23 protein-coding genes are annotated in these 20,295 nt (G+C 67.9%); 10 read left to right on the top strand and 13 right to left on the bottom strand.

Annotated elements, in window-relative coordinates:
* The first annotated feature begins 79 nt into the window (after positions 1-79).
* Positions 80-1,243: a glycerate kinase family protein gene (locus tag N802_RS06740; protein ID WP_035914406.1), complete on the top strand. Its 1,164-nt coding sequence runs from the start codon at positions 80-82 to the stop codon at positions 1,241-1,243.
* 121 nt (positions 1,244-1,364) lie between these two features.
* Complete coding sequence (locus N802_RS06745) at positions 1,365-1,748, top strand: HesB/IscA family protein (protein ID WP_035913977.1); 384 nt, start codon at positions 1,365-1,367, stop codon at positions 1,746-1,748.
* Between the two features lie 106 nt (positions 1,749-1,854).
* Here the strand turns inward: N802_RS06745 and N802_RS06750 are convergent, their stop codons facing one another.
* The 3 genes from N802_RS06750 to N802_RS19365 are packed head-to-tail and all read right to left on the bottom strand — an operon-like array spanning position 1,855 to position 3,521.
* Complete coding sequence (locus N802_RS06750; RefSeq protein WP_035913979.1) at positions 1,855-2,580, bottom strand: flavodoxin family protein; 726 nt, start codon at positions 2,578-2,580, stop codon at positions 1,855-1,857.
* A gap of 18 nt (positions 2,581-2,598) precedes the next feature.
* Complete coding sequence (locus tag N802_RS06755) at positions 2,599-3,138, bottom strand: hypothetical protein (protein ID WP_035913982.1); 540 nt, start codon at positions 3,136-3,138, stop codon at positions 2,599-2,601.
* Positions 3,135-3,521, bottom strand: coding sequence for a PadR family transcriptional regulator (locus N802_RS19365; protein WP_052109535.1), 387 nt, complete (start codon positions 3,519-3,521; stop codon positions 3,135-3,137). The genes N802_RS06755 and N802_RS19365 overlap by 4 nt, the downstream gene beginning before the upstream one ends.
* 121 nt (positions 3,522-3,642) lie before the next feature.
* Between N802_RS19365 and N802_RS06765 the strand changes: the two genes are divergently transcribed.
* Positions 3,643-4,626: a carbohydrate kinase family protein gene (locus tag N802_RS06765; protein WP_035913984.1), complete on the top strand. Its 984-nt coding sequence runs from the start codon at positions 3,643-3,645 to the stop codon at positions 4,624-4,626.
* Positions 4,627-4,635: 9 nt separating this feature from the next.
* Complete coding sequence (gene aat, locus N802_RS06770) at positions 4,636-5,322, top strand: leucyl/phenylalanyl-tRNA--protein transferase (RefSeq protein ID WP_035913986.1); 687 nt, start codon at positions 4,636-4,638, stop codon at positions 5,320-5,322.
* 3 nt (positions 5,323-5,325) lie between these two features.
* On the opposite strand, the gene N802_RS06775 is transcribed toward aat, so the two are convergent.
* Positions 5,326-5,559, bottom strand: a complete 234-nt coding sequence (locus N802_RS06775; protein WP_035913987.1) for a sulfurtransferase TusA family protein — start codon at positions 5,557-5,559, stop codon at positions 5,326-5,328.
* Positions 5,556-6,686: an aminotransferase class V-fold PLP-dependent enzyme gene (locus tag N802_RS06780; protein WP_035913988.1), complete on the bottom strand. Its 1,131-nt coding sequence runs from the start codon at positions 6,684-6,686 to the stop codon at positions 5,556-5,558. Before N802_RS06780 ends, N802_RS06775 begins: the two co-directional genes overlap by 4 nt.
* A 60-nt stretch (positions 6,687-6,746) precedes the next feature.
* Between N802_RS06780 and ctaC the strand changes: the two genes are divergently transcribed.
* From ctaC to N802_RS06800, 4 genes are all read left to right on the top strand, one after another.
* The gene (ctaC, locus tag N802_RS06785) at positions 6,747-7,673 is read left to right on the top strand and encodes an aa3-type cytochrome oxidase subunit II (protein WP_084071945.1); all 927 of its coding nucleotides are present in this window, start codon (positions 6,747-6,749) and stop codon (positions 7,671-7,673) included.
* Positions 7,674-7,704: 31 nt separating this feature from the next.
* The gene (gene ctaD, locus N802_RS06790; RefSeq protein WP_052109596.1) at positions 7,705-9,438 is read left to right on the top strand and encodes an aa3-type cytochrome oxidase subunit I; all 1,734 of its coding nucleotides are present in this window, start codon (positions 7,705-7,707) and stop codon (positions 9,436-9,438) included.
* A gap of 3 nt (positions 9,439-9,441) precedes the next feature.
* Positions 9,442-9,846 (top strand): cytochrome c oxidase subunit 4, encoded by a 405-nt coding sequence (locus N802_RS06795; protein WP_035913993.1) that lies wholly within the window; start codon positions 9,442-9,444, stop codon positions 9,844-9,846.
* A 92-nt stretch (positions 9,847-9,938) separates the two neighbouring features.
* A complete protein-coding gene (locus N802_RS06800) occupies positions 9,939-10,931 on the top strand; it encodes a DUF3500 domain-containing protein (RefSeq protein ID WP_245613848.1) in 993 nt (330 codons plus the stop codon).
* Between the two features lie 45 nt (positions 10,932-10,976).
* Here N802_RS06800 and N802_RS06805 read toward each other — a convergent pair whose 3' ends face one another.
* From N802_RS06805 to ctaE, 5 genes are all read right to left on the bottom strand, one after another.
* Complete coding sequence (locus N802_RS06805) at positions 10,977-11,330, bottom strand: metallopeptidase family protein (RefSeq protein WP_035913996.1); 354 nt, start codon at positions 11,328-11,330, stop codon at positions 10,977-10,979.
* Positions 11,331-11,499: 169 nt separating this feature from the next.
* The gene (gene qcrB, locus N802_RS06810) at positions 11,500-13,335 is read right to left on the bottom strand and encodes a cytochrome bc1 complex cytochrome b subunit (protein ID WP_035913997.1); all 1,836 of its coding nucleotides are present in this window, start codon (positions 13,333-13,335) and stop codon (positions 11,500-11,502) included.
* Complete coding sequence (gene qcrA, locus N802_RS06815; protein ID WP_035913999.1) at positions 13,332-14,462, bottom strand: cytochrome bc1 complex Rieske iron-sulfur subunit; 1,131 nt, start codon at positions 14,460-14,462, stop codon at positions 13,332-13,334. Before qcrA ends, qcrB begins: the two co-directional genes overlap by 4 nt.
* Before the next feature lie 50 nt (positions 14,463-14,512).
* Complete coding sequence (qcrC, locus tag N802_RS06820; protein ID WP_035914001.1) at positions 14,513-15,316, bottom strand: cytochrome bc1 complex diheme cytochrome c subunit; 804 nt, start codon at positions 15,314-15,316, stop codon at positions 14,513-14,515.
* Between the two features lie 72 nt (positions 15,317-15,388).
* The gene (gene ctaE, locus N802_RS06825) at positions 15,389-16,060 is read right to left on the bottom strand and encodes an aa3-type cytochrome oxidase subunit III (protein WP_084071947.1); all 672 of its coding nucleotides are present in this window, start codon (positions 16,058-16,060) and stop codon (positions 15,389-15,391) included.
* An 86-nt stretch (positions 16,061-16,146) separates the two neighbouring features.
* On the opposite strand from ctaE, the gene N802_RS06830 reads away from it, so the two are divergent.
* Both N802_RS06830 and trpD read left to right on the top strand, forming a co-directional pair.
* A complete protein-coding gene (locus N802_RS06830; protein ID WP_035914004.1) occupies positions 16,147-16,605 on the top strand; it encodes a response regulator transcription factor in 459 nt (152 codons plus the stop codon).
* Positions 16,606-16,618: 13 nt separating this feature from the next.
* Entirely contained in the window at positions 16,619-17,677 is a 1,059-nt protein-coding gene (trpD, locus tag N802_RS06835; protein WP_052109597.1) for an anthranilate phosphoribosyltransferase, read from the top strand.
* 27 nt (positions 17,678-17,704) lie between these two features.
* Here the strand turns inward: trpD and N802_RS06840 are convergent, their stop codons facing one another.
* Genes N802_RS06840 through N802_RS06850 form a run of 3 tightly spaced genes read right to left on the bottom strand, consistent with a single transcriptional unit; the run spans position 17,705 to position 20,265 of the window.
* Positions 17,705-17,983 (bottom strand): Lrp/AsnC family transcriptional regulator, encoded by a 279-nt coding sequence (locus N802_RS06840; protein WP_035914008.1) that lies wholly within the window; start codon positions 17,981-17,983, stop codon positions 17,705-17,707.
* 19 nt (positions 17,984-18,002) lie between these two features.
* Positions 18,003-18,494: a cupin domain-containing protein gene (locus N802_RS06845; protein ID WP_035914009.1), complete on the bottom strand. Its 492-nt coding sequence runs from the start codon at positions 18,492-18,494 to the stop codon at positions 18,003-18,005.
* 55 nt (positions 18,495-18,549) lie between these two features.
* Positions 18,550-20,265 carry a DEDD exonuclease domain-containing protein gene (locus tag N802_RS06850; protein WP_035914010.1) on the bottom strand — a complete coding sequence of 572 codons (1,716 nt, stop codon included), beginning with the start codon at positions 20,263-20,265 and terminating at the stop codon, positions 18,550-18,552.
* Positions 20,266-20,295: the final 30 nt, after the last annotated feature.

Raw genomic sequence — 20,295 nt, forward strand, 5'->3', positions numbered from 1 at the left:
TCGGGCTTTCGCAACATGCCGCCGGCTCACCCACTGGTGACGTCGCCGCCTCTTGGCGACACCCGATACCGTGCGTGCCGTGCACGTCGTCATCGCGCCGGACTCCTTCACCGGCACTCTCACCGCCACTCAGGCTGCCGAGGCCATCGCGGCCGGGTGGCATGACACCGCTCCCCATGACGCCCTGACACTCCTGCCCTTGTCCGATGGGGGACCCGGCTTCCTCGACGTCTTGGGGCGCTCCCTCGACGGCGACACCGTCGCTCTGACGGTGAGCGACCCAGTGGGTCGACAGGTGCCGGCAGCGATCCTCATCGTGGACGACGAGGGGGAGCGGACGGCATACATCGAATCGGCTCACGCAGCGGGACTGCATCTGCTCGGTCCGGACGAGCGCAACCCGGCCAACACGAGCACGTGGGGAGTCGGGCAGCTACTGAAGGCGGCCCTGCTCGAGCAGCCGACCCGCATGGTCGTCGGTCTCGGTGGCAGCGCCACCAACGACGCGGGTGCCGGGCTCCTCGCGGCGTTGGGGGCCGGCCCGGCCGACGCGCTGGCTCGAGGCGGTCAGGCGCTTGCCGCGGCTCCCGACGACGCCCTGTCCGGACTGCTGGGGGTTCGCGAGCAGCTTGCTGGCGTCGACCTCGTCCTGGCGACGGACGTCGACAACCCGCTGCTCGGCTTCAAGGGTGCGAGCGCCGTCTTCGGTCCGCAGAAGGGCGCGACACCCGAGCAGACCCAGGAACTCGAGGGTGCGCTCGGTCGCTTCACCGAGATCGTGGCCCGCACCCTCCCAGCTCCACTCGACCTGCTCACGGGAGCCCCCCGGCGCCTCGAGCGTGAACCGGGTGCGGGCGCTGCCGGTGGTCTCGGATATGCCCTGCTCCTCCTCGGGGGTCGCCGCGTCAGTGGGGTCGAGCTCGTGCTCGATGCGGTGGGCTTCCGTGAAATTGTGCGGTCGAGTGACCTCGTCGTGACCGGCGAGGGGACGTTCGACTGGCAGAGCCTGCAGGGCAAGGTGGCCGTCGGTGTGGCCGAGGCGGCGATGGAGTGCGGGCTCCCGAGCGTCGTCCTCGCGGGGCAGGTTCTCGTGGGACGTCGCGAGACGATGGGGCTCGGGATCAGCGGCGCCTACGCCGTGGCCGACACGCCGGCTGAGGTCGACGCAGCGCTGCTCGACCCCGTGGGAACCCTGCGCGCGAGAGCGGCGCGGGTGGCCAGGACGTGGTCCCCTGCTGGGTGATTCGGCCGTGGCGACGTATCCTGAGGACACGCTCGGGAACAGATCGCGTCCGTGAACGGTTGCGACCTGATGCACGACCCTCAGACCACCCGAGCCCCGACGCAGCACAGGAGTCACCCCCATGACCGAGCTCGACACCCAGACCCAGACGACGCCCGAGGCCACGACAGACGCGCCCGCACACGGCGTGCTCCTCACCGACCTCGCCGCCGGCAAGGTCCGGTCGCTCCTCGAGCAGGAGGGTCGCGACGACCTCCGCCTCCGCGTGGGCGTCCAGCCCGGCGGTTGCTCCGGCCTCATCTACCAGCTCTACTTCGACGAGCGCACCCTTGACGGTGACCTCGTGCGCGACTTCGACGGTGTCGAGGTCGTCGTCGACCGCATGAGCGGCCCCTACCTCGAGGGCGCCACGATCGACTTCTCGGACACGATCGAGAAGCAGGGCTTCACCATCGACAACCCCAACGCCGGCAGCTCCTGCGCCTGCGGCGACTCGTTCAGCTGAGCCAGTCCCGCTGAGCCGAGCACACGGCATACGAGAAGGGCCCCTCACCAGCGTGGTGAGGGGCCCTTCTCGTATGCCGTGCGCCCCGTTGCGAGGGCCGTTCGCCTCAGCGGTACTCGGGGTTGGGGTGGTCGAAGTTCGCGCCCTGGTCCCACTTGGTGCGCTCGTTGCCCCCGGCCGGGAAGCCTCCCTGCTCCTTGAGGAGCCACGCGAGGTGCATGAGGTTCCATGTCATGAAGGTCGTGTTGCGCTGGGTGAACTCGTTCTGGGGGCCACCACTGTCCGGGTCGAGGTAGGAGGGGCCGGGCCCGGCCTCGCCGATCCAGCCGGCGTCGGCATTTGGTGGGATCGAGCACCCGAGATGCTGGAGGCTGTAGAGGATGTTCGACGCGCAGTGCTTGATGCCGTCCTCGTTGCCCGTGATGATCGTGCCGCCGACCTTGCCGTAGTAGATGTATTGCCCACGGTCGTTCTTCATGGCGCTCATGGCATAGAGGCGCTCGATGATCTGCTTGGTGATGCTGGAGTTGTCGCCGAGCCAGATCGGCCCGGCGATGACGAGGATGTCGCTGGCACGCACGCGTTCGAAGATCTCGGGCCAGGCGTCGGTGTCCCAGCCGTGCTCGGTCATGTCCGGGTAGACACCGGTGGCGATGTCGTGGTCGACGGGTCGCAGGACCTCGACCTCGACGCCGTGCTTCGTCATGATCCCGGTGCTCACGTCGATGAGTCCCTGGGTGTGGCTCTTCTCGGGTGAACGTTTGAGGGTGCAGTTGAAGATCATGGCCCTGAGGCCGGTGAAGTCAGCGTCCTGCCACCGCGGCGTGTCCATGCTCCGCACTCTGCTCCGTCACTCGGCGGCGGGCAAGGTCTGGCGGCTCCGCCGTAGGAGTCGCCAGGGTTGGGCGACGAGCAGGAACGTCAGCAGCGGTAGTCCGAAGAAGTAGGTGCCGATGCCGCCGGCCCCGACGGCGAGCCCACCGCGGCCCGGCTCCACGCGAGCTGCGTAGTCGACGCCGAACCACGGGAAGACGGAGCCACGGACCGTCGACCCGGTCACCCCGCTGGCCTCGACCCCGGCGGTGAAGGCGATGGCCGTGAACAGGCATCCGAACACCACGATGGCGAAGACCGCGGATGCCCAGATCGCGGCCTGCGACCACCGGGGACGCGAGGGGTCGACCTCGGTTGCGGCGAACGCGAGCTCCTTGGGCGAGCCGATCCCGAAGAGGGCGCGCGTGGCACCGACGTCGGCGGTGGCCTCGGTGAGGTTGGTCCGCAACTCGCGTCGCAGGTCACGCCGTCTCGAGCCGCGCACTCCGCGCATCTCGAGCCAAAAGTCGTAGCGGAGGATCGCGGCTTCGATCCTCACCCTGTCGATGACGTTCATGCGGGATCCCCTGTCGTGTGTTCCGCCGCGGGTGCGGCGTGGGTCGTGGCGTCGGACGTGAGGTCGCTCGTGGCGGTCTCGACGGACGCCACGAGCCCGTCCCAGGCCGCCCGCCGCAGGGTGAGCTCGGCTCGCCCGGCGCTGGTCAGTCGGTAGTACTTGCGGGCAGGGCCCGAATCGCTCCGGACGAGGTGCGATTCGAGAAGACCGGCGGCCTCGAGCCGGGTGAGCCCCGGATAGACCGTGCCCTCGGCCAGGTCGTCGAAACCGACGGCGCGCAACTGCGTGACGATGCCATAGCCGTAGTTTTCGCCGGTCGACAGCATGCTCAGCAGCAGAAGTCCGAGGACCCCCTTGAGCATCTGCGGGTCGTGTGGAGGCATGACTCAACGATGATGTCTAGTACCAAGCATTGTCAAGTACTTGTCCAGGTGCAGGTCTTATTCGTTGTCCCGATGCCGGGCGCGGGAGGAGAGGCCGGTCGGGAGGAGGTAGGTTGCCGACGTGCGCATCGCTGTGACTGGATCCATCGCCTCCGACCACCTCATGACGTTCCGTGGACGCTTCGCGGACTCCTTGGTCGTCGAGCAGCTCGACAAGATCTCGGTGAGCTTCCTCGCCGACACATTGGAGATCCGGCGAGGGGGAGTGGCCGGCAACATCTGCTTCGGCATGGCCTCCCTCGGTCAGTCGCCGCTGTTGGTCGGCGCGGCCGGTGAGGACTTCGCCGACTACCGCAGTTGGCTCACTCGCCACGGCGTGAACTGTGATCACGTGCTCATCTCGACGACGAAGCACACGGCCAGGTTCGTCTGCACCACGGACGACGACATGGCGCAGATGGCGACGTTCTATGCCGGTGCCATGAGTGAGGCCCGGCTCATCGAGCTCGGTCCCATCACGGCGCAGGAGCCACTCGACCTGGTCCTCATCGGAGCGAACGACCCGGAGGCGATGGTCCGTCACACGGATGAGTGCCGCACACGCGGAATCACCTTCGTCGCGGACCCGTCGCAGCAGCTGGCCTTCGCGGACGGCTCGGTCATCCGCACGCTCATCGAGGGCGCGGACTACCTCTTCACCAACGAGTACGAATCGCACCTCACCGAGCAGAAGACCGGGTGGAGCGCTGCTGACATCGCGGCTCAGGTGACGACGCGCGTCATCACCAAGGGCAAGGACGGTGCAGTCATCGTCACCCGGGGCGAGGACCCCATCGAGGTCCCCATCGCCGGCGAGGTCCACCGTGCGGACCCCACCGGTGTCGGCGACGCCTTCCGGGCGGGCTTCCTCACGGGTCTGTCTGCGGGGCTCGAACACCGGCGCTGCGCCGAGATCGGTTCGCTCCTCGCGACCTACGTCATCGAGACGGTGGGTACCCAGGAGTACGTCCTCGACAAGGCGACGTTCCTCGACCGGCTCGCGCATGCCTACGGCGACGAGTCGGCGGCGGAGGTCGAACCGCACATCACGTGTGCGAGGCCCTGACCCACGGTCGTGAGCGTCCCCTACCCGCCCCAGGAGCCGGCAACCACTGAGTGGGCCCTCGGTCGCGTCCGCCCGACGGACGACGAGGACCTCGTGGCCGCCGGTGCCGACCTGGAGCCGGGGACACTGCTCGCCGCCTACCGCGCAGGGCTCTTCCCCATGGGACTCGGCGACCACGGCGCGCGACCCATCGGCTGGTGGTCGCCGGAGCCTCGTGGTGTCCTCGTCCCGGGCGAGTTCCGGGAGCGTCGATCCCTCAAGAAGGCCCGCGCCAAGTTCGACGTCAGGGTCGATACCGCGTTCGTCGACGTGATGCGCCGTTGTGCGGACCCTGAGCGAGAGGGGCGCTGGATCACCGACGAGATCGTCTCCGCGTACACGGAGATGCACCATCTCGGGTGGGCGCACAGCATTGAGTCGTGGCGCGACGGGGAGCTGGTGGGCGGCCTCTATGGCATCGCGATTGGGGGTCTGTTCGCGGGGGAGTCGATGTTTCACACGGTCCCGGACGCGTCCAAGGTCGCGCTGGCCGCACTCGTCGACATCGTCAGAGCCGACGACGACCCTCGCCGGATCATCGACGTCCAGTGGGCGACTGAGCACCTCGCGGGACTGGGCGTGGCCGAGTGGCCCCGCGCGCGCTACCTCACGGCCCTCGAGACGGCGCTGAAGGCGCCACCCCTACGTTTCGGCTGACCGTCACCCCAGGACGACCATGTATGCCGTGTGCTCGCCTTGTCGGTCCAGCGTCACCGTGTGACCGCGCATCCGTGCCCACGCGGGGATGTCGGACTCGGCGGCGGGATCATCGGCAAGCACCCGCAGGGTGCTGCCGGGGGGCCTGTTGCGCGCCACTTTGGCGAGCTGGATCACCGGGAGGGGGCACTTGAGGCCGCGCGCGTCGACGTCGACATCCGGGGCGGGGGCGGTCACAGGTCGCTCACCCCGAGCCGGTCCCGGAGCTCGCCGATCACCTCGGGCAGCGCGTCGCAGAGCGCCTCGACGTCCCGCTCACGCTCTGGTGCGACGGCCTCGAGGGGCAGGGTGACGCGGACGTTTCCGTGTGTGAGTGCGCCCATGGCCGCCAGGACATGACTGGGTTCGAGGCGGCTCGAGGTGCAGGCCGAGCCCGACGTGACCGTGATCCCTCGCCGGTCGAGGGCGTCGACGATGCTCTCGCCGTCGACGTAGAGCGCGCTGAACGTCACGACGTGGGGGAGTCGCTCGAGCGGATCTCCGACGACGTCGACGTCCGTCACGCTGGCCGCGGCCCGGCGGATGCGCTCGACGAGCGCACTGGCCGACGCCGCTTCGTGCTGTTGCGTGTGTGCAGCCTGTTGCCACGCCTCGGCTGCCGCAAGGGCGAGAGGGACCCACGGGTCCGCCGGCTCCCGACCGTGCTCGGGCTCCCACCGCGGACCGGGGGGGTCGAAGCGCGTGCCGGTACGGACGACGAGTACCCCCAGAGGTGGCCCTGCCACTGTGGATGCGTCCCCGACGAGGACGTCGAAGTCCGTGGGTGGCTCGACCCGGCCCAGCGACGAGGTGCCGTCCACCAGGAGCGGGAGGTGGGCTGCACGGCATACGGAGAAAAGTTCTTCCAGCGGCTGCATCGTGCCGACCTCGCCGTTGGCCTGTTGCAGCATCACCGCCGCCACTCGCGGCTCCTCGCCGAGCGCGAATCGCAGGCTCTCGGGCTGCAGTCGGCCCAGGCTGTCGACCTGAAGGGGAGTGCTGCTGGGATCGGCGTCGTGCGCCTCGTGGAGCAGGACTGCCCGATCCACTGCAGAGGTCACGAGTCTTGCCCCGGCGCGCCGTCGCCCGTGGCGCAGGCCCGCGACGCCCACCCTGAGCGCGTGCTCGGCACTGGGATGGAAGGAGAGCTCGTCCTCGCGGACGCCCAGCGAGGCGGCGATGCTCTCTCGCGCGCGGTCGAGCAACAGCCGTGCGCGACGCCCGTCGGCGTGCAGGCGGCGAGGGTCCGCCCAGCCCGCCTCCAGGGCGGCAAGGAGGGTCTCTCGGGCAGCGGGATGGAGAGGGCTGCGGGTGGCGTCCAGCACGCCTCGACCGTAACGCCACCCGTCCCCGGGAAGTTCCGCACCATGCACTAGTGTTTGGTGGTGTTCCAGCAGACGACGCAGGAGGGTGCCACGGTGCCTCAGCACGACCACATCAACCCCCGCTCACGCGGCCGCCGAGCGGCCACGTGGGCCCTCGTGGCCGTGGCTGCGATGGTGGCCCTCAGCGGGTGTGAGTTGGGTGACTTCAGGGACGGTTATCTCCCGCAGGGAGTCACCGAGAACTCCGAGCGGGTGCGCAGCCTCTGGATCGGATCGTGGATCGCCGTCGGTGCGGTCGGCGTCCTGGTGTGGGGGCTCACGCTGTGGTGTGTCGTGGCCTACCGCCGCCGCCGCGACGACAACGAACTTCCCGTGCAGCTGCGCTACAACGTGCCGCTGGAGATCCTCTACACGATCATCCCGATCTTCATGATCTCGGTGTTCTTCTTCTACACCGCTCGGGACCAGACGGCCCTCATGGACACGACCGAGGAGCCGGCCGTGACGGTCAACGTCGTCGGCAAGCAGTGGTCCTGGGACTTCAACTACGTCGAGGACGACGTCCACGAAGTCGGCACGCAGGCGATCATGACGGGTGAGCCGGGCGCCGAGGAGACGATCCCGACGATGTACCTGCCGGTCGACGAGCGTGTCGAGTTCGTGCTGACCTCGCGCGATGTCATTCACTCCTTCTGGGTGCCGCAGTTCCTCCAGAAGCTCGACATGATCCCGGGCAAGGTCAACAAGTTCCAGGTCGTGCCGACGGAAGAGGGCACGTTCAAGGGCAAGTGTGCCGAGCTCTGCGGTGCCTACCACTCGCAGATGCTCTTCAACGTCAAGGTGGTGCCGCGTGCGGAGTTCGACGCCCACATGGCCGACCTCAAGTCGCGTGGTCAGACCGGAATGCTGGGCACGGACCTCAACCGTGAGGGTTCGGGTCTGGTTCCGGGCGAGGACCAGAAGCTGCCCGAGGAACTGAGGAACTGACGACATGAGTGCAGCAACCGAATCCAGCACGATGCTTCGCGAGCGGGAGAGCGCAGTGCGCCACCCGCGCGTCGCGCCCGGCGCCACCGTGGTCAAGTGGATCACCACGACCGACCACAAGGTCATCGGCAACCTCTACTTCATCACGTCGTTCGCCTGGTTCCTCATGGGCGGCGTCATGGCGCTGATCATTCGCGCCGAGCTGCTTCAGCCGGGCATGCAGGTCGTGGACAACCCCGACCAGTTCAACCAGCTGTTCACGATGCACGGCACGATCATGCTGCTGCTGTTCGCGACACCGCTGTTCGCGGCCTTCGCCAACGCGCTGATGCCGTTGCAGATCGGCGCCCCCGATGTGTCGTTCCCGCGGCTCAACATGTTCGCGTACTGGCTCTACCTCTTCGGTGGCCTCATCACCGCCGGCGGGTTCCTCACGCCAGGTGGTGCGGCAGCCTTCGGCTGGTTCGCCTACACGCCGCTGTCCGACGCCTCCTACAGCCCGGGCGCAGGTGGCAACCTTTGGGTGTTCGGTCTGGCTCTGGCGGGCTTCGGCACGATCCTCGGATCGGTCAACTTCATCACCACGATCCTGACGATGCGCGCGCCCGGAATGACGATGTTCCGGATGCCCATCTTCGTGTGGACCGTCCTCATCACCTCGATTCTTGTGCTCCTCATCTTCCCGGCACTGGCCGCTGCGCTCTTCGCGCTGGGCGCCGACCGTCGGTTCGGGGCGCACATCTTCGACCCGGACAGCGGCGGCGTGATGCTCTGGCAGCACGTCTTCTGGTTCTTCGGCCACCCCGAGGTCTACGTCATCGCCCTGCCGTTCTTCGGGATCATCTCCGAGATCCTCCCGGTGTTCTCGCGCAAGCCGATCTTCGGCTACAAGACCCTCGTCTACGCGACGATCGCCATCGCCGCCCTGTCGGTCTCGGTGTGGGCGCACCACATGTACGGCACGGGTCAGGTGCTGCTGCCGTTCTTCGCGATCATGACGATGCTCATCGCGGTCCCGACGGGCGTGAAGTTCTTCAACTGGATCGGCACGATGTGGGGCGGCAAGCTCACCTTCGAGACGCCGATGCTGTGGTCGATCGGCTTCCTCGTGACCTTCCTCTTCGGAGGCCTCACGGGCGTCATCCTGGCCAGCCCAGCGCTCGACTTCCACCTGACCGACAGCTACTTCGTCGTGGCGCACTTCCACTACGTCGTCTTCGGCACGGTCGTGTTCGCGATGTTCGGTGGCTTCTACTTCTGGTGGCCCAAGCTCACCGGCCGGATGCTCGACGAGAAGCTCGGCAAGGTCCACTTCTGGATGTTGTTCATCGGGTTCCACACGACGTTCCTCATCCAGCACCTGCTCGGCATCTGGGGCATGCCTCGGCGCTATGCCGACTACCTCCCCGAGGACGGCTTCACCTTCGCCAACCAGGTCTCGTCCGCTGGCGCGTTCCTCCTCGGCGCCTCGATGATCCCGTTCTTCTACAACGTGTGGAAGACGTGGCGTCACGCGCCGCTCGTCGAGACCGACGACCCCTGGGGCTATGGCGCCTCGCTCGAGTGGGCCACGTCCTGCCCGCCGCCGCGGCACAACTTCAACTCCATCCCCCGGATCCGGTCGGAGCGCCCCGCGTTCGACCTGAACCACCCGGAGGCAGCCCCTGCTGGCTACGAGCGGACTGGGCTGGTGAAGGTCATGGGGCCCGCGGACCTTGGTGACCAAGCGATGTCCTCGACAACGACGAAGAAGAAGGAGTCCTGAGCCATGCTGGCGATGGAACGCGTCATGTGGATCTTCGGCGCCTTCGCGGCGGCCGTGGCCGTGGTCTACGGTGTGTGGGGCGAGTGGAGTGAGCCGGTCGGTCTCGTTGGTCTGACCCTGGGCGCACTGCTCGGCTTCATGATCGCCGGGTACCTGAGCATCACGCGTCGCAAGCTGGAGGGTGTCCCGCCTGAGGACGACCCGCTCGGCGAGATCAGCGACATCGCCGGCGACTACGGCTTCTTCAGCCCGCACAGCTGGTGGCCCCTGTGGCTCGCCGCGTCGTGCGCGGTGATGTTCCTCGGGCTGGCCATTGGCTGGTGGCTCGTGGCCCTCGGCGCGTTCTTCGTCATTCCCGCGCTGGTTGGGTGGGTCTTCGAGTACTGGAAGGGCCCCCACGCGCTCTGAGCGAACTTTCCGGTTCGCCCACGCATGACAACGGCCGCGTCGCCCCGATAATTCGGGGCGACGCGGCCGTTGTTCGACAGCAGACTGGGCCTGTGACCCTCGATGACGCGGCACAGTCTGCCGCCGCCACTGCTGCAACCATCCAAGCACTCTCCACGGCCGCGGACGCTCTGACGGCCATGCTGTCGCCGGCACAGAGGGACGCCGCGTTCGCCGTCCTCGACGACCCGACCTGGACCCAGTGGAGCTATCTGCCGGGTGACCGTCCCGGGCTCAGCCTTGAGGCTGCGCCACCGGACGTGCTCGACGCCGTGAAGGCTCTCGTCGCGGCATCGCACTCACCGCATGGGGCACGGCTCGTGGAGGGTGCCATCGAGGTGGAACGCGAACGCCGCCGTCTCGTGACCGGTGAGAAGCCGAGCGGCGATCGGTACTGGGTGCGGGTCTATGGCACGCCGGGCAGTGACCAGCCATGGGGGTGTCGCTTCAACGGCCACCATGTGGGAGTGCACGTCTCCGTGGCCGACGGGGCCGTGACTGTCACACCCCATTTCGTCGGTGCGGAACCGGCACGGATCCCCGAGGGGCCCTTGGCCGGCGCTCGACTGCTCGGACCTGAGGAGGATCTTGCACGGGACCTGCTCGCGCAGATGAGTCCAGCGCAGCTCAGCCAGGCCATCACCTCCGACATGGCGCCGGCCGACATCCTCAGCGGCATGGATCCTGTCGTGGATCCGAGCGTGCTCCCGCAGGGCGTGCGTCGGGCTGACCTTGACGCCGGAGCTCGGCGTGCGTTTGACGCGTTGGTCCGGCGATATCTCGACAGGCTCCCCGAGGCCTACGCGCGCGAATGGTGGGAGGAAGCCATGGATGTTGCTGCGGACGACCTGGCCTTCGCGTGGGCGGGCGGCACGCGGGTTGCCGAGGGGCACTACTACTGCGTCACGAGTCCAGTGCTCCTCATTGAGTACGACAACACTCAGGACGACGCCAATCACGCCCACTCGGTCCTGCGGCACCTACGGGACGACTTCGGCGGTGACGTTCTGCGGCGACACCGACGTGCCGCACACGACGCCAACTGAACCGCCCGGGGTGGGGTGGCGGGCGGTTCAGTTGGGCTCGCTCTCTCAGCCCCAGCCGAGTTCGTGCAGGGCGGCGTCGTCGATTCCGAAGTGGTGGGCGATCTCGTGCACCACCGTGATGGCGATTTCGTCACGGAGATCCTCGAGGTCCTCACACATCCGCGTGAGGGGCCCACGGAAGAGGGTGATGCGGTCTGGCAGGTTCCCGACACCCCAGCCCGAGTCCCGCTCGGTGCGTGGCACGCCGTCGTAGAGGCCGAGCAGGTCTGGGTCGTCGCTCGGGGGCTCGTCCTCGATGAGGAAGACGACGTTGTCGAGCAGGGACATGAATTCTTCGGGCACCTCATCGAGAGACTCCTCGACGATCAGCTCGAACTGCTCCGGCGGGATCGGTTCCACCGACCCAGCCTGTCACGACCCGGGTGAAGCACTCTGAGGAGGGTCGCGGGGTCCGCCGGTGGTTGGCGGGGGGGAGCGCTGCCCGGGACAAGGGCGACCCCCGGGACCATGTCCCGGGGGTCGCCCTCAAGCTGGCGCGGTGGGCGAGACGATCACGCCCACCGCATGTTCACTCCCTGAGGCGGCTGGCGCTGCCAATGCCCTGCTCGGAGGCTCCAGCTTCAGTGTCCGCACCGTCGCCGCCGACGCCGGGGGCGTGGTCCTGGTCGCCCTCGATGCCCTCGTAGTCGAAGGGAGCCTCCAGAGCCTCGGCGTCGAGCGCCTCGGCGTGGTGGCCGTCGTGGTGGGCGGCCGCGAGCTCGGCCGGCGTGACCGGGTTGACCGCGTCCTTGAAGTAGAAGTGCGACAACTTCGCACGGAGGCGGTCCTTCCGGGCCGCCGGACGTGCCACACCGTTCTCGTCGACCTCGGCAGTGAGCTCGAGCGGCGCCACCGGGTCGTGCTGGACGAGGATCCAGCGGTCGTACTCGCTGAGGGCGTCGTGCCGCTCGTGGAAGGACCCTTCCGCTCCGCGGATGATGCGACCGGACTCCCGCTGGTGCAGAGCGAGGTCACGGTCGTGACGCTGGAGACTGAGACAGATCCTCTTGGTGACCCAGAAGGCCAGCGGTGGCAGGACGAACAATCCGATCTGGAACGCCCGGGTGATGTCGTTGATCGACATGCCGAGCTTGATCGCAATGATGTCGTTGCCGGCGGCGAACATGAACACCGAGTAGGCCACGATGGCTGCCATGCCGATACCAGTGCGCGTCGGGTTGTTGCGCGGGCGCTCGAGCAGGTGGTGCTCACGGTTGTCCCCGGTGACCCACCGCTCGAAGAACGGGTAGACACCGAGCAGTGTGTAGACGAGCGGCAACAGCACGAGCGCGCCCAGGGCGATGTTCAACGAGAGAGTGAAGCCCAGGATCTCGAACTCGAGCCACCCCGGCAGCAGGCGGAGTGCACCATCGGCGAAGCCCATGTACCAGTCCGGCTGGGATCCCGCCGTCACGGGGGAGGGGTCGTAGGGGCCGTAGGCCCAGATCGGGTTGATCGTGAACAGGGCCGAGATGAGGGCGATGACACCGAACACGATGAAGAAGAACCCACCCGCCTTGGCGGCATACACCGGCATGACGCGGTAGCCGACGACGTTGTCGTTGGTCTTGCCCGGGCCGGGGTACTGGGTGTGCTTGTTCACCGCGACCATCGTGACGTGGACGATGAACAGTCCAACGAGGATCGCGGGGATGAGCAGCACGTGTGCGGAGTACAGACGCGGGATGATCATCTGGCCCGGGAAGGGGCCGCCGAAGATCGCGTAGGCGAGGTAGGAGCCGATGACCGGGGCCGTCTGAACGAAGCCCTCCATGGCGCGGATACCCGTGCCGGAGAGGAGGTCGTCGGGAAGGGAGTAGCCGGCGAAGCCCTCAATGATCGCGAGGAGGGCCATGACCGTACCCAGGACCCAGTTGAGCTCACGCGGCTTCCGGAAGGCGCCCGTGAAGAAGACCCGGAACATGTGGACCGTCAGCCCGACGATGAACATCAGCGCGGCCCAGTGGTGGATCTGACGAATGATCAGGCCACCGCGGACGTCGAAGGAGATGTTGAGCGTCGACGCGTAGGCCTCCGACATCATCTGGCCACGGAGCGGCACGAACGAGCCGTCATAGACGGTGTGACCCGCGCTTGGGACGAACCACAACGTCAGCAGGGCACCCGTGATCAGGCAGATGATCAGCGAGTACATCGCGATCTCGCCGAGCATGAACGACCAGTGGTCGGGGAAGACCTTGCGCAGGAGGTAGTTGACGCCCTTGGCGCCACTGGTGCGGTCGTCGATCCACCCAGCGAAGCCACCGGCCTTGCGCGCAGCGGCGCTCGACGCAGGCGCCACGGACTGGTCGCCGTCACGCAGGCGGTCAGCCGGTCGCCCGGCGGGGACAGTCTCGGTGCTCACGCGGAACCACGCTCCCAGAAGCTCGGTCCAACGGCCTCGGCGAACGGACCCTTGGAAATGAGGTAACCCTCGTCGTCAACAGTGATCGGCAGCTGCGGCAGGGCGCGCTTGGCGGGGCCGAAGATCACCTTGCAGTCCTGTGTCACGTCGAAGGTCGACTGGTGGCACGGGCAGAGCAGGTGGTGGGTCTGCTGCTCGTAGAGGCCCACGGGGCAGCCCACGTGCGTGCAGATCTTGGAGTACGCGACGATCCCCTGGTGGCCCCAGTCGCGCTGCTTCTGGGACTGGATGTCGTCGGGGTCGAGGCGCATGACCAACACGGCAGCCTTGGCCTTCTCCTCGAGGATGTGGTGCTCAAGGTCGAGCAAGCCCTCGGGCATGACGTGGAAAACCGACCCGATCGTGACGTCGCTGGCCTTGATCGGCGTGTTCTGCGGGTCGCGCATCAGCCGCATCGGCTGGTTGGGGTAGCTGCCGTCCTCTTCCTGGTGGCCGTTCCAGAAGCTCACTGAGAGGTCGTCACCGGGCATCGGGCCGAGGCCACCGAGCACGGGAAGCACGACCGGCACGGCGAAGAGCCCGAGGGCGCCGCCGACGGCGTACTTGAGGAGCGGACGTCGGGTGAGGTGCGCGGACTCGGCACCGTCACCGAGGATCTCGACGAACTTTGCACGGTCCTCGTCCGCCGAGCGCATCGGGTGACGGTCCTCAACGTCCTCCTGGTCCGGCATGAGCGTCTTGGCCCACTGGACCGCGCCGAGGCCGATGCCGAGGAGGGACGCGGCCATCGTCAGGCCGAGAGCGAGGTGCAGCGCATTCATCTGACCGATGCCGGGGACGAACATGCTGGCGTGGGGGTCGATGGCGAAGTAGGCGACGATGAAGCCGAGGGTGCCCAGGATCGACATGCCGAAGAGCCCGACGACGATGCGCTCGGCGCGCTTGGCGGCGCCCTCGTCGAGGTCCGCCCCGCGATGGACGTGCGGCGGGAACCCGGGGTTCTCGAAGCGCTCGGGGATGCCGCCGGTGCCCACGACATGGCCTTGGTCGAGGCGTACGGCACTGGACCCGAACTCACCCGTGGGGGTGACCTCGCCTCCGGTGGGGTGGCTGTCCTGCTCGTTCATCGGGTGATCGATCCTGTCGACGGAGAGTGGGAAGCGGTGGCCTTCATGGCTCAGGCTGACTTCTGCCCGAGCCACACGGCTGCTGCGATGAGGATGCCGAGCCCGAAGAACCAGGCGAACCAGCCTTCGGTCACGGGGCCGAGGGCGCCCAGGGCGTGGCCGCCCTGATTCGGGGTCTCCTCGACGGCCTTGAGGAAGGCAATGATGTCGCGCTTCTCTTCAGGGGCGATGTTGCCGTCGTTGAAGACGGGCATCGACTGGGGGCCGGTGTCCATGGCCTCGTAGATGTGCTTGGGCTCGACGTCCATGAGGGACGGGGCGTACTTGCCGCGGGTGAGAGCACCGCCCGAGCCGGCGAAGTTGTGGCACATGGCGCAGTTCACGCGGAACAGTTCGCCACCCTTGGCCGGGTCGCCCTGACTTGCGTCGACGTCCTCCTCGGAGGGCACGGCAGGGCCGGGTGCGAGCGACGCGACGTAGGCGCCGACCTGGTCGATCTGCTCCTGGGTGAACTGGACCTCACCGCGGGGGGCCTGCACGGTGGGCGCACGCATCGGCATGCGGCCGGTGCCCATCTGGAAGTCGACGGCGGCAGCGCCGACGCCGGCGAGGGCCGGTCCGGCCACCTTGTCATCGTTGCCCGTCGCGCGGCCCTCGGCGTTGACGCCGTGGCACGAGGCGCAGTTGGCCTGGAAGAGCTGCTTGCCTGCGGCGACGTCCTGCGCGGTGCTGGCCTCTGCCTGCGCGGGCTGGGGAGCCACGGCGGCGTAGGCGAAGCCGGTCACGAGGAGGCCCAGCATGAGCAGAATGGCGATCGCGGCCGGGTGACGTCGGCGGGCGGCCAGTGCTTTCACGATGCGGTCCTGTCGGGGGTCTCGGGGAACGGGGATCCGGGGGAGGTCAGGCTGGTCGGCAGTGGAGACACCTCACTTGAGCAGGTAGATCATCGCGAACAGCGCGATCCACACGACGTCGACGAAGTGCCAGTAGTAGGAGGTGACGACGGCGCCGGTCTCCTGCAGGTGGGTGTAGCGCCGCGTCGTGAAGGTGCGGCCGATGATGAGGAGGAACGCGATGAGGCCGCCGGTCACGTGCATGCCGTGGAAGCCAGTCGCGAGGTAGAAGATCGAGGAGTAGGAGTCCGTGCTCAGGGTGACGCCCTCGTGCACGAGGTGTGCGTACTCGTAGACCTGGCCGGCGATGAAGATCGAGCCGAAGATGTAGGTGAGGACGTACCACTCACGCATGCCCCAGGACTTGAAGTTCAGCAGTGAGCCGGTGCGGGCGACCTGACCGGCCTCGGCCTTCCAGACGCCGAGCTGGCACCACACGGACGAGATCACGAGGATGACCGTGTTGGCGAAGGCGAAGGGCACGTTGAGCTGCTCGGTGCGCAGCGCCCACTGCTCCGGAAGGTTTCCGCGCAGGGAGAAGTAGAAGGCGAAGAGCGCCGCAAAGAACATGAGTTCACTCGCAAGCCAGACCATCGTTCCGACCGCGACCATGTTGGGACGGGTCGCCGGACCGTAATCCGGGATGCTGGGAACTGGACCGGACACTCGAGTCGTTACTTCTGCTGCAGTCGCCACGAGCGTCATTATTGCGTCATTCCTCTGTGAGTGCTGCACCGACCCCCGGTTTGGTGGTGTCGGTTTGGCGAAACGCCCGTGGCTACTATGTGGGCATGACCTCAGCGCACGCGGCCCACCCCACGACGACGGCCCCGACCGCCTCCGGAGGTGGCGCCACGCACGCCGTGTCAGTCCTCCTCTACAGCGACGACATCACCACGCGCGACGCCGTGCGAGCGGCTGTCGGCCGTCGCCCGGCTCGCGATGTCGAGGTGACGCGTTGGCTCGAGTGCGCGACCGCCTTCGCGGTGACCGAAGCGCTCGACGCAGGCGGCTGGGATGTCGTCGTGCTCGACGGTGAGGCTGCCAAGAACGGTGGTCTGGGTCTGTGCCGTGAGCTCAAGAACGAGATCTACAACTGCCCGCCTGTTCTGGTGCTCACCGGGCGTCCGCAGGACGGGTGGCTCGCCGCGTGGTCGCTCGCCGACGACGCCGTTCCCCACCCGCTGGACCCGATCAAGGTCGCCGAAGCGGTCGCGGGTCTCGCGCGCAAGCGCGCCGCGGTCCTCTGACGTGGGGGCCACGGTGCCCGCGGGCCCCACGTGGCCCGATCTGCTGACTCGCCTCCTCGCCCGTGAGGACCTCACCCTCGATGAGGCCCGCTGGGCGATGGATCGGATCATGAGCGGCGAGGCGAGTGTCGCCCAGGTCGCTGGGTTCCTCATGGCCCTGCGCTCAAAGGTGGAGTCCGTCTCCGAGGTGCGCGGTCTGGCCGATGTGATGCTCGAGCATGCGCGTCGCATTGACGTCCCGGGCGAGAGCATCGACATCGTCGGCACCGGTGGCGACCGCTTCGGCACGGTGAACATCTCGACGATGTCGTCGGTGGTCATTGCGGCAACCGGCCTGCGGGTGGTCAAGCACGGCAACCGGGCGGCATCCTCGAAGTCCGGCTCCGCAGACGTCCTCGAATCCCTCGGGGTCAACCTGACCTTGACCCCTGAGCAGGTGCGCCAGGTGGCGCTCGACGCAGGCATCACGTTCTGCTTCGCGCAGACCTTCCACCCTTCGATGAGGTTTGCCGGCCCGGCCCGTGCGGAACTCGGGGTGGCCACCGCGTTCAACCTCCTGGGCCCGTTGACGAACCCCGCGCAGCCCACGTATGCCGCGGTCGGCGTCGCCGACGCACGGTTCCTTGCGGTGATTGCGGGTGTGTTCGCCGATCGGGGCACCACGGCCGCGGTCTTCCGCGGGGACGAGGGCTTGGACGAGGTGTCCCTCGCTGGCCCGACGACGCTCCTGTGGGTGCGCGACGGCGAGGTCACGCAGATCGCGGTTCACCCCTCGGACGTCGGTCTCGACGTCTCGTCGATCGACAGCATCAAGGGGGGCCTCGCCGAGGAGAACGCCGACGTGGCCCGTCGAGTCTTCGCCGGGGAGCGCGGCCCGGCTCGGGATGCCGTCCTGCTCAACGCGGGCACGGCGCTGGCGGTTGCGGCCGGGACAGCTGACACCGCCGCTGCGGAGGTGCACGAGGCGATCCGAGCAGGCGTGGCACGAGCCGCTGAGGCGATCGACTCCGGTGCCGCTTCAGCGCAGCTCGAGCGCTGGGTCACCGCGAGCCGCGCCATCGCACCCGGCTGAGTCTCACGGCACCTCGGGGAGGGTGGGCTACTCGAGGCCGAGGCTGAAGGCCGCTTCGAGGTCGTGCTTGGAGTAGGTCTGGAAGGCGATGTGTGTCGCTGTCCCGGTGACGCCCTGGACCTTGTTGAGTCGGTCGGCGATGACGGTCGCGAGCTCGTCGTGCTGACGGACGCGCACCATGGCGATCAGGTCGGCGTCGCCGGCGACGGAGTAGACCTCGCTCACGCCGTCGAGTTCGGCCACCTCCTGCGCGACCTCAGGGATGCGGTTGACCTCGGCAGTGATGAGAACGATGGCGGTGATCACGTCTCGCAGCGTAGTCGGCTCACTCCCTGACCCAGTAGTTGTCGTGGTAGGCCATGAACTCCGCGCGCTCCTCGGAGCTCATGGCACCGACCCCACCCGGCTGCGCCAGCCCCTCGAAGTACGCCTCTCGCGGCGCACCAGGGGCAAAATGCAAAAGCATTGCGGCCGGGCCATCGTCATTGCGGAACCCATGGAGACCGCCCGGAGGCACATGCAGGAAGTCGCCCGACCGGGCCTTGATCCACCGGTCGCCGTCGAAAATCGTGACGATCCCCTCGAGCACGTAGAAGGACTCCGAGATGGTGCGGTGGAAGTGCGCGTCGGGGCCGCTCGGAGGCCCGGCGAACTCCCAGCGGTAGAGCCCGAACAAGCCACCGGTGGCCTCGCCGCGAGCCAGGTAGTGGACGCGGTTCCCGTTGGGATACACGAGGTCCGCCTCGCGGTCACCAGGGGTGGCCCAGGCCGACTTCTCGCCGGAGTCGCCGGTGTAGAGGGGCGGGGGGTAGGTCACGCGAACCACTCCTGGATCTGCTCGTGGACCGAGCGGGTGAGGACTTGGGACGAATCTAGGCCGATCGGAAGCCCGGTGTATGCCGTCGCGACGCCTCGAGAGGTTCGAGTTCGTGCCGAACTGCGGTTGCTCCTCCGACAGGGCAGGTCCATGAGCCATCGATGTCGACGACCCGAACGCCCGGCGCATCAAGCCATCGGAGGATCCGCTCGCTCTCCTCTGGGGTTGCAGCTGTCGCGGGGGGAAGGGGGGAGGGGACGACCTCGGCGCTGGCTCGCAGCGCCTCGACGTAGGGCATGGGGTCAGCACCGCGTGGCGAGAGGGTGCTCCCGGCCAGACGCCCATGGCGAATGCACATGACCTCCCACCCACCGGACTCGGAGCGGCGAGCCGCGACGAGTTCGGCAGTGCGCGCCAAAGGATCGAGGCGCTGGGAGCGGGAGGCGCCGCGCACGAGGCTGAGCATCCGGTCACGCACGACGCCCGCATCCTCGAACCGCTCCTGCTCGGCGAGCCGGTCCATCCGCTCGCGCCATGTCTGGACGGCGTGACGGGCATCGCCGGCGAGCAGGGCGACTGCCTCGGCGACCACCGTGGCGTAGTCATCGACACTCTGGCCGCCGGTGCAGGGGGCACCGCACCTGCCCATATCGGCGAGCGCGCAGGCGGAACGGGTCCTGGACACCGAGAGTCGCTCGAGGCACTGGCGGAGCGGCACGATCTCGTGCACGGCGGCGACCGCGTCATCTGCTGAGCCGCGCGACGCGAACGGTCCGATGTAGTGCGTCTCATCGCCCGCCACGTGGCGCACGATCGACAACCGAGGGAAGGGCTCGACGGTGAGCTTGACCCACCAGGCGCGTTCGGGGTTGCGGGACTTCCGGTTGTAGCGCGGCTTGTGCTCGGCGATGAGGCGCAGCTCGCGCACTTCGGCTTCAAGGGGAGTCGCGCACACGATCGGCGTCACGGACTCGGCGAGGCGCACCATCTCGGCCATCCGGCGGCGTTGCTCCGAGGCCGTGAAGTAGCTGCGGACTCTGGTGCGGATCGACACCGAGGTGCCGACGTAGAGCACTCGGCCCTGCCCGTCCTTGAAGAGGTAGACGCCCGGTGCCTCCGGCAAGCCGTCTGCGAGGTGACGCTTGCGGCGTGTGGCGGCGGGGACACGCGCCGAGTAGTCCTTGAGCTCCTCGAGTGAATGCACCCCGAGTGATCCGACGCGCGCGATGAGCCCGTGGAGCACGTCGACCGTCGCCCGCGCGTCGTGAAGGGCGCGGTGGTCTGGCGTCGTCGTCGCACCGAACAGCCGCGCAAGAGAACTCAGCCGATGGTTGGGGGTCTCGCCTCGGCTCACGAGCTGTCGGGCGAGGTGGACCGTGTCGACGACCGGGAACCGCGGCCAGTCACGGTCGGCCCGCGCGCAGGCTGCCTTGAGGAACGAGATGTCGAAGCCGGCGTTGTGCGCCACGAGCACCGACCCGGCGGCGAATTCGAGGAACGCGACGAGGGCGGACTCGACGGGCGGCGCATCCCGGACCATGGCGTCCGTGATCCCCGTGAGGACCGAGATGAATGCGGGAATCGGCTCGCCGGGGTTGACGAAACTCTGGAACTCGCCGAGGACCTCGCCCCCACGCACCTTGACCGCGCCGATCTCGGTGATGCCGCACTCGCTCGGGCTGCCACCGGTGGTCTCGAGGTCGACGACGACGAAGGTGACATCCGACAAGGGGGTGCCCAGGTCGTCGAGGGTGCCCTGGACCATCTGCATGTCAGGGAGGCTAGGTGCGAGGTCCGACAG

This window comes from Knoellia sinensis KCTC 19936 (assembly GCF_000768705.1).
In the GTDB taxonomy this organism is placed as follows: domain Bacteria; phylum Actinomycetota; class Actinomycetes; order Actinomycetales; family Dermatophilaceae; genus Knoellia; species Knoellia sinensis.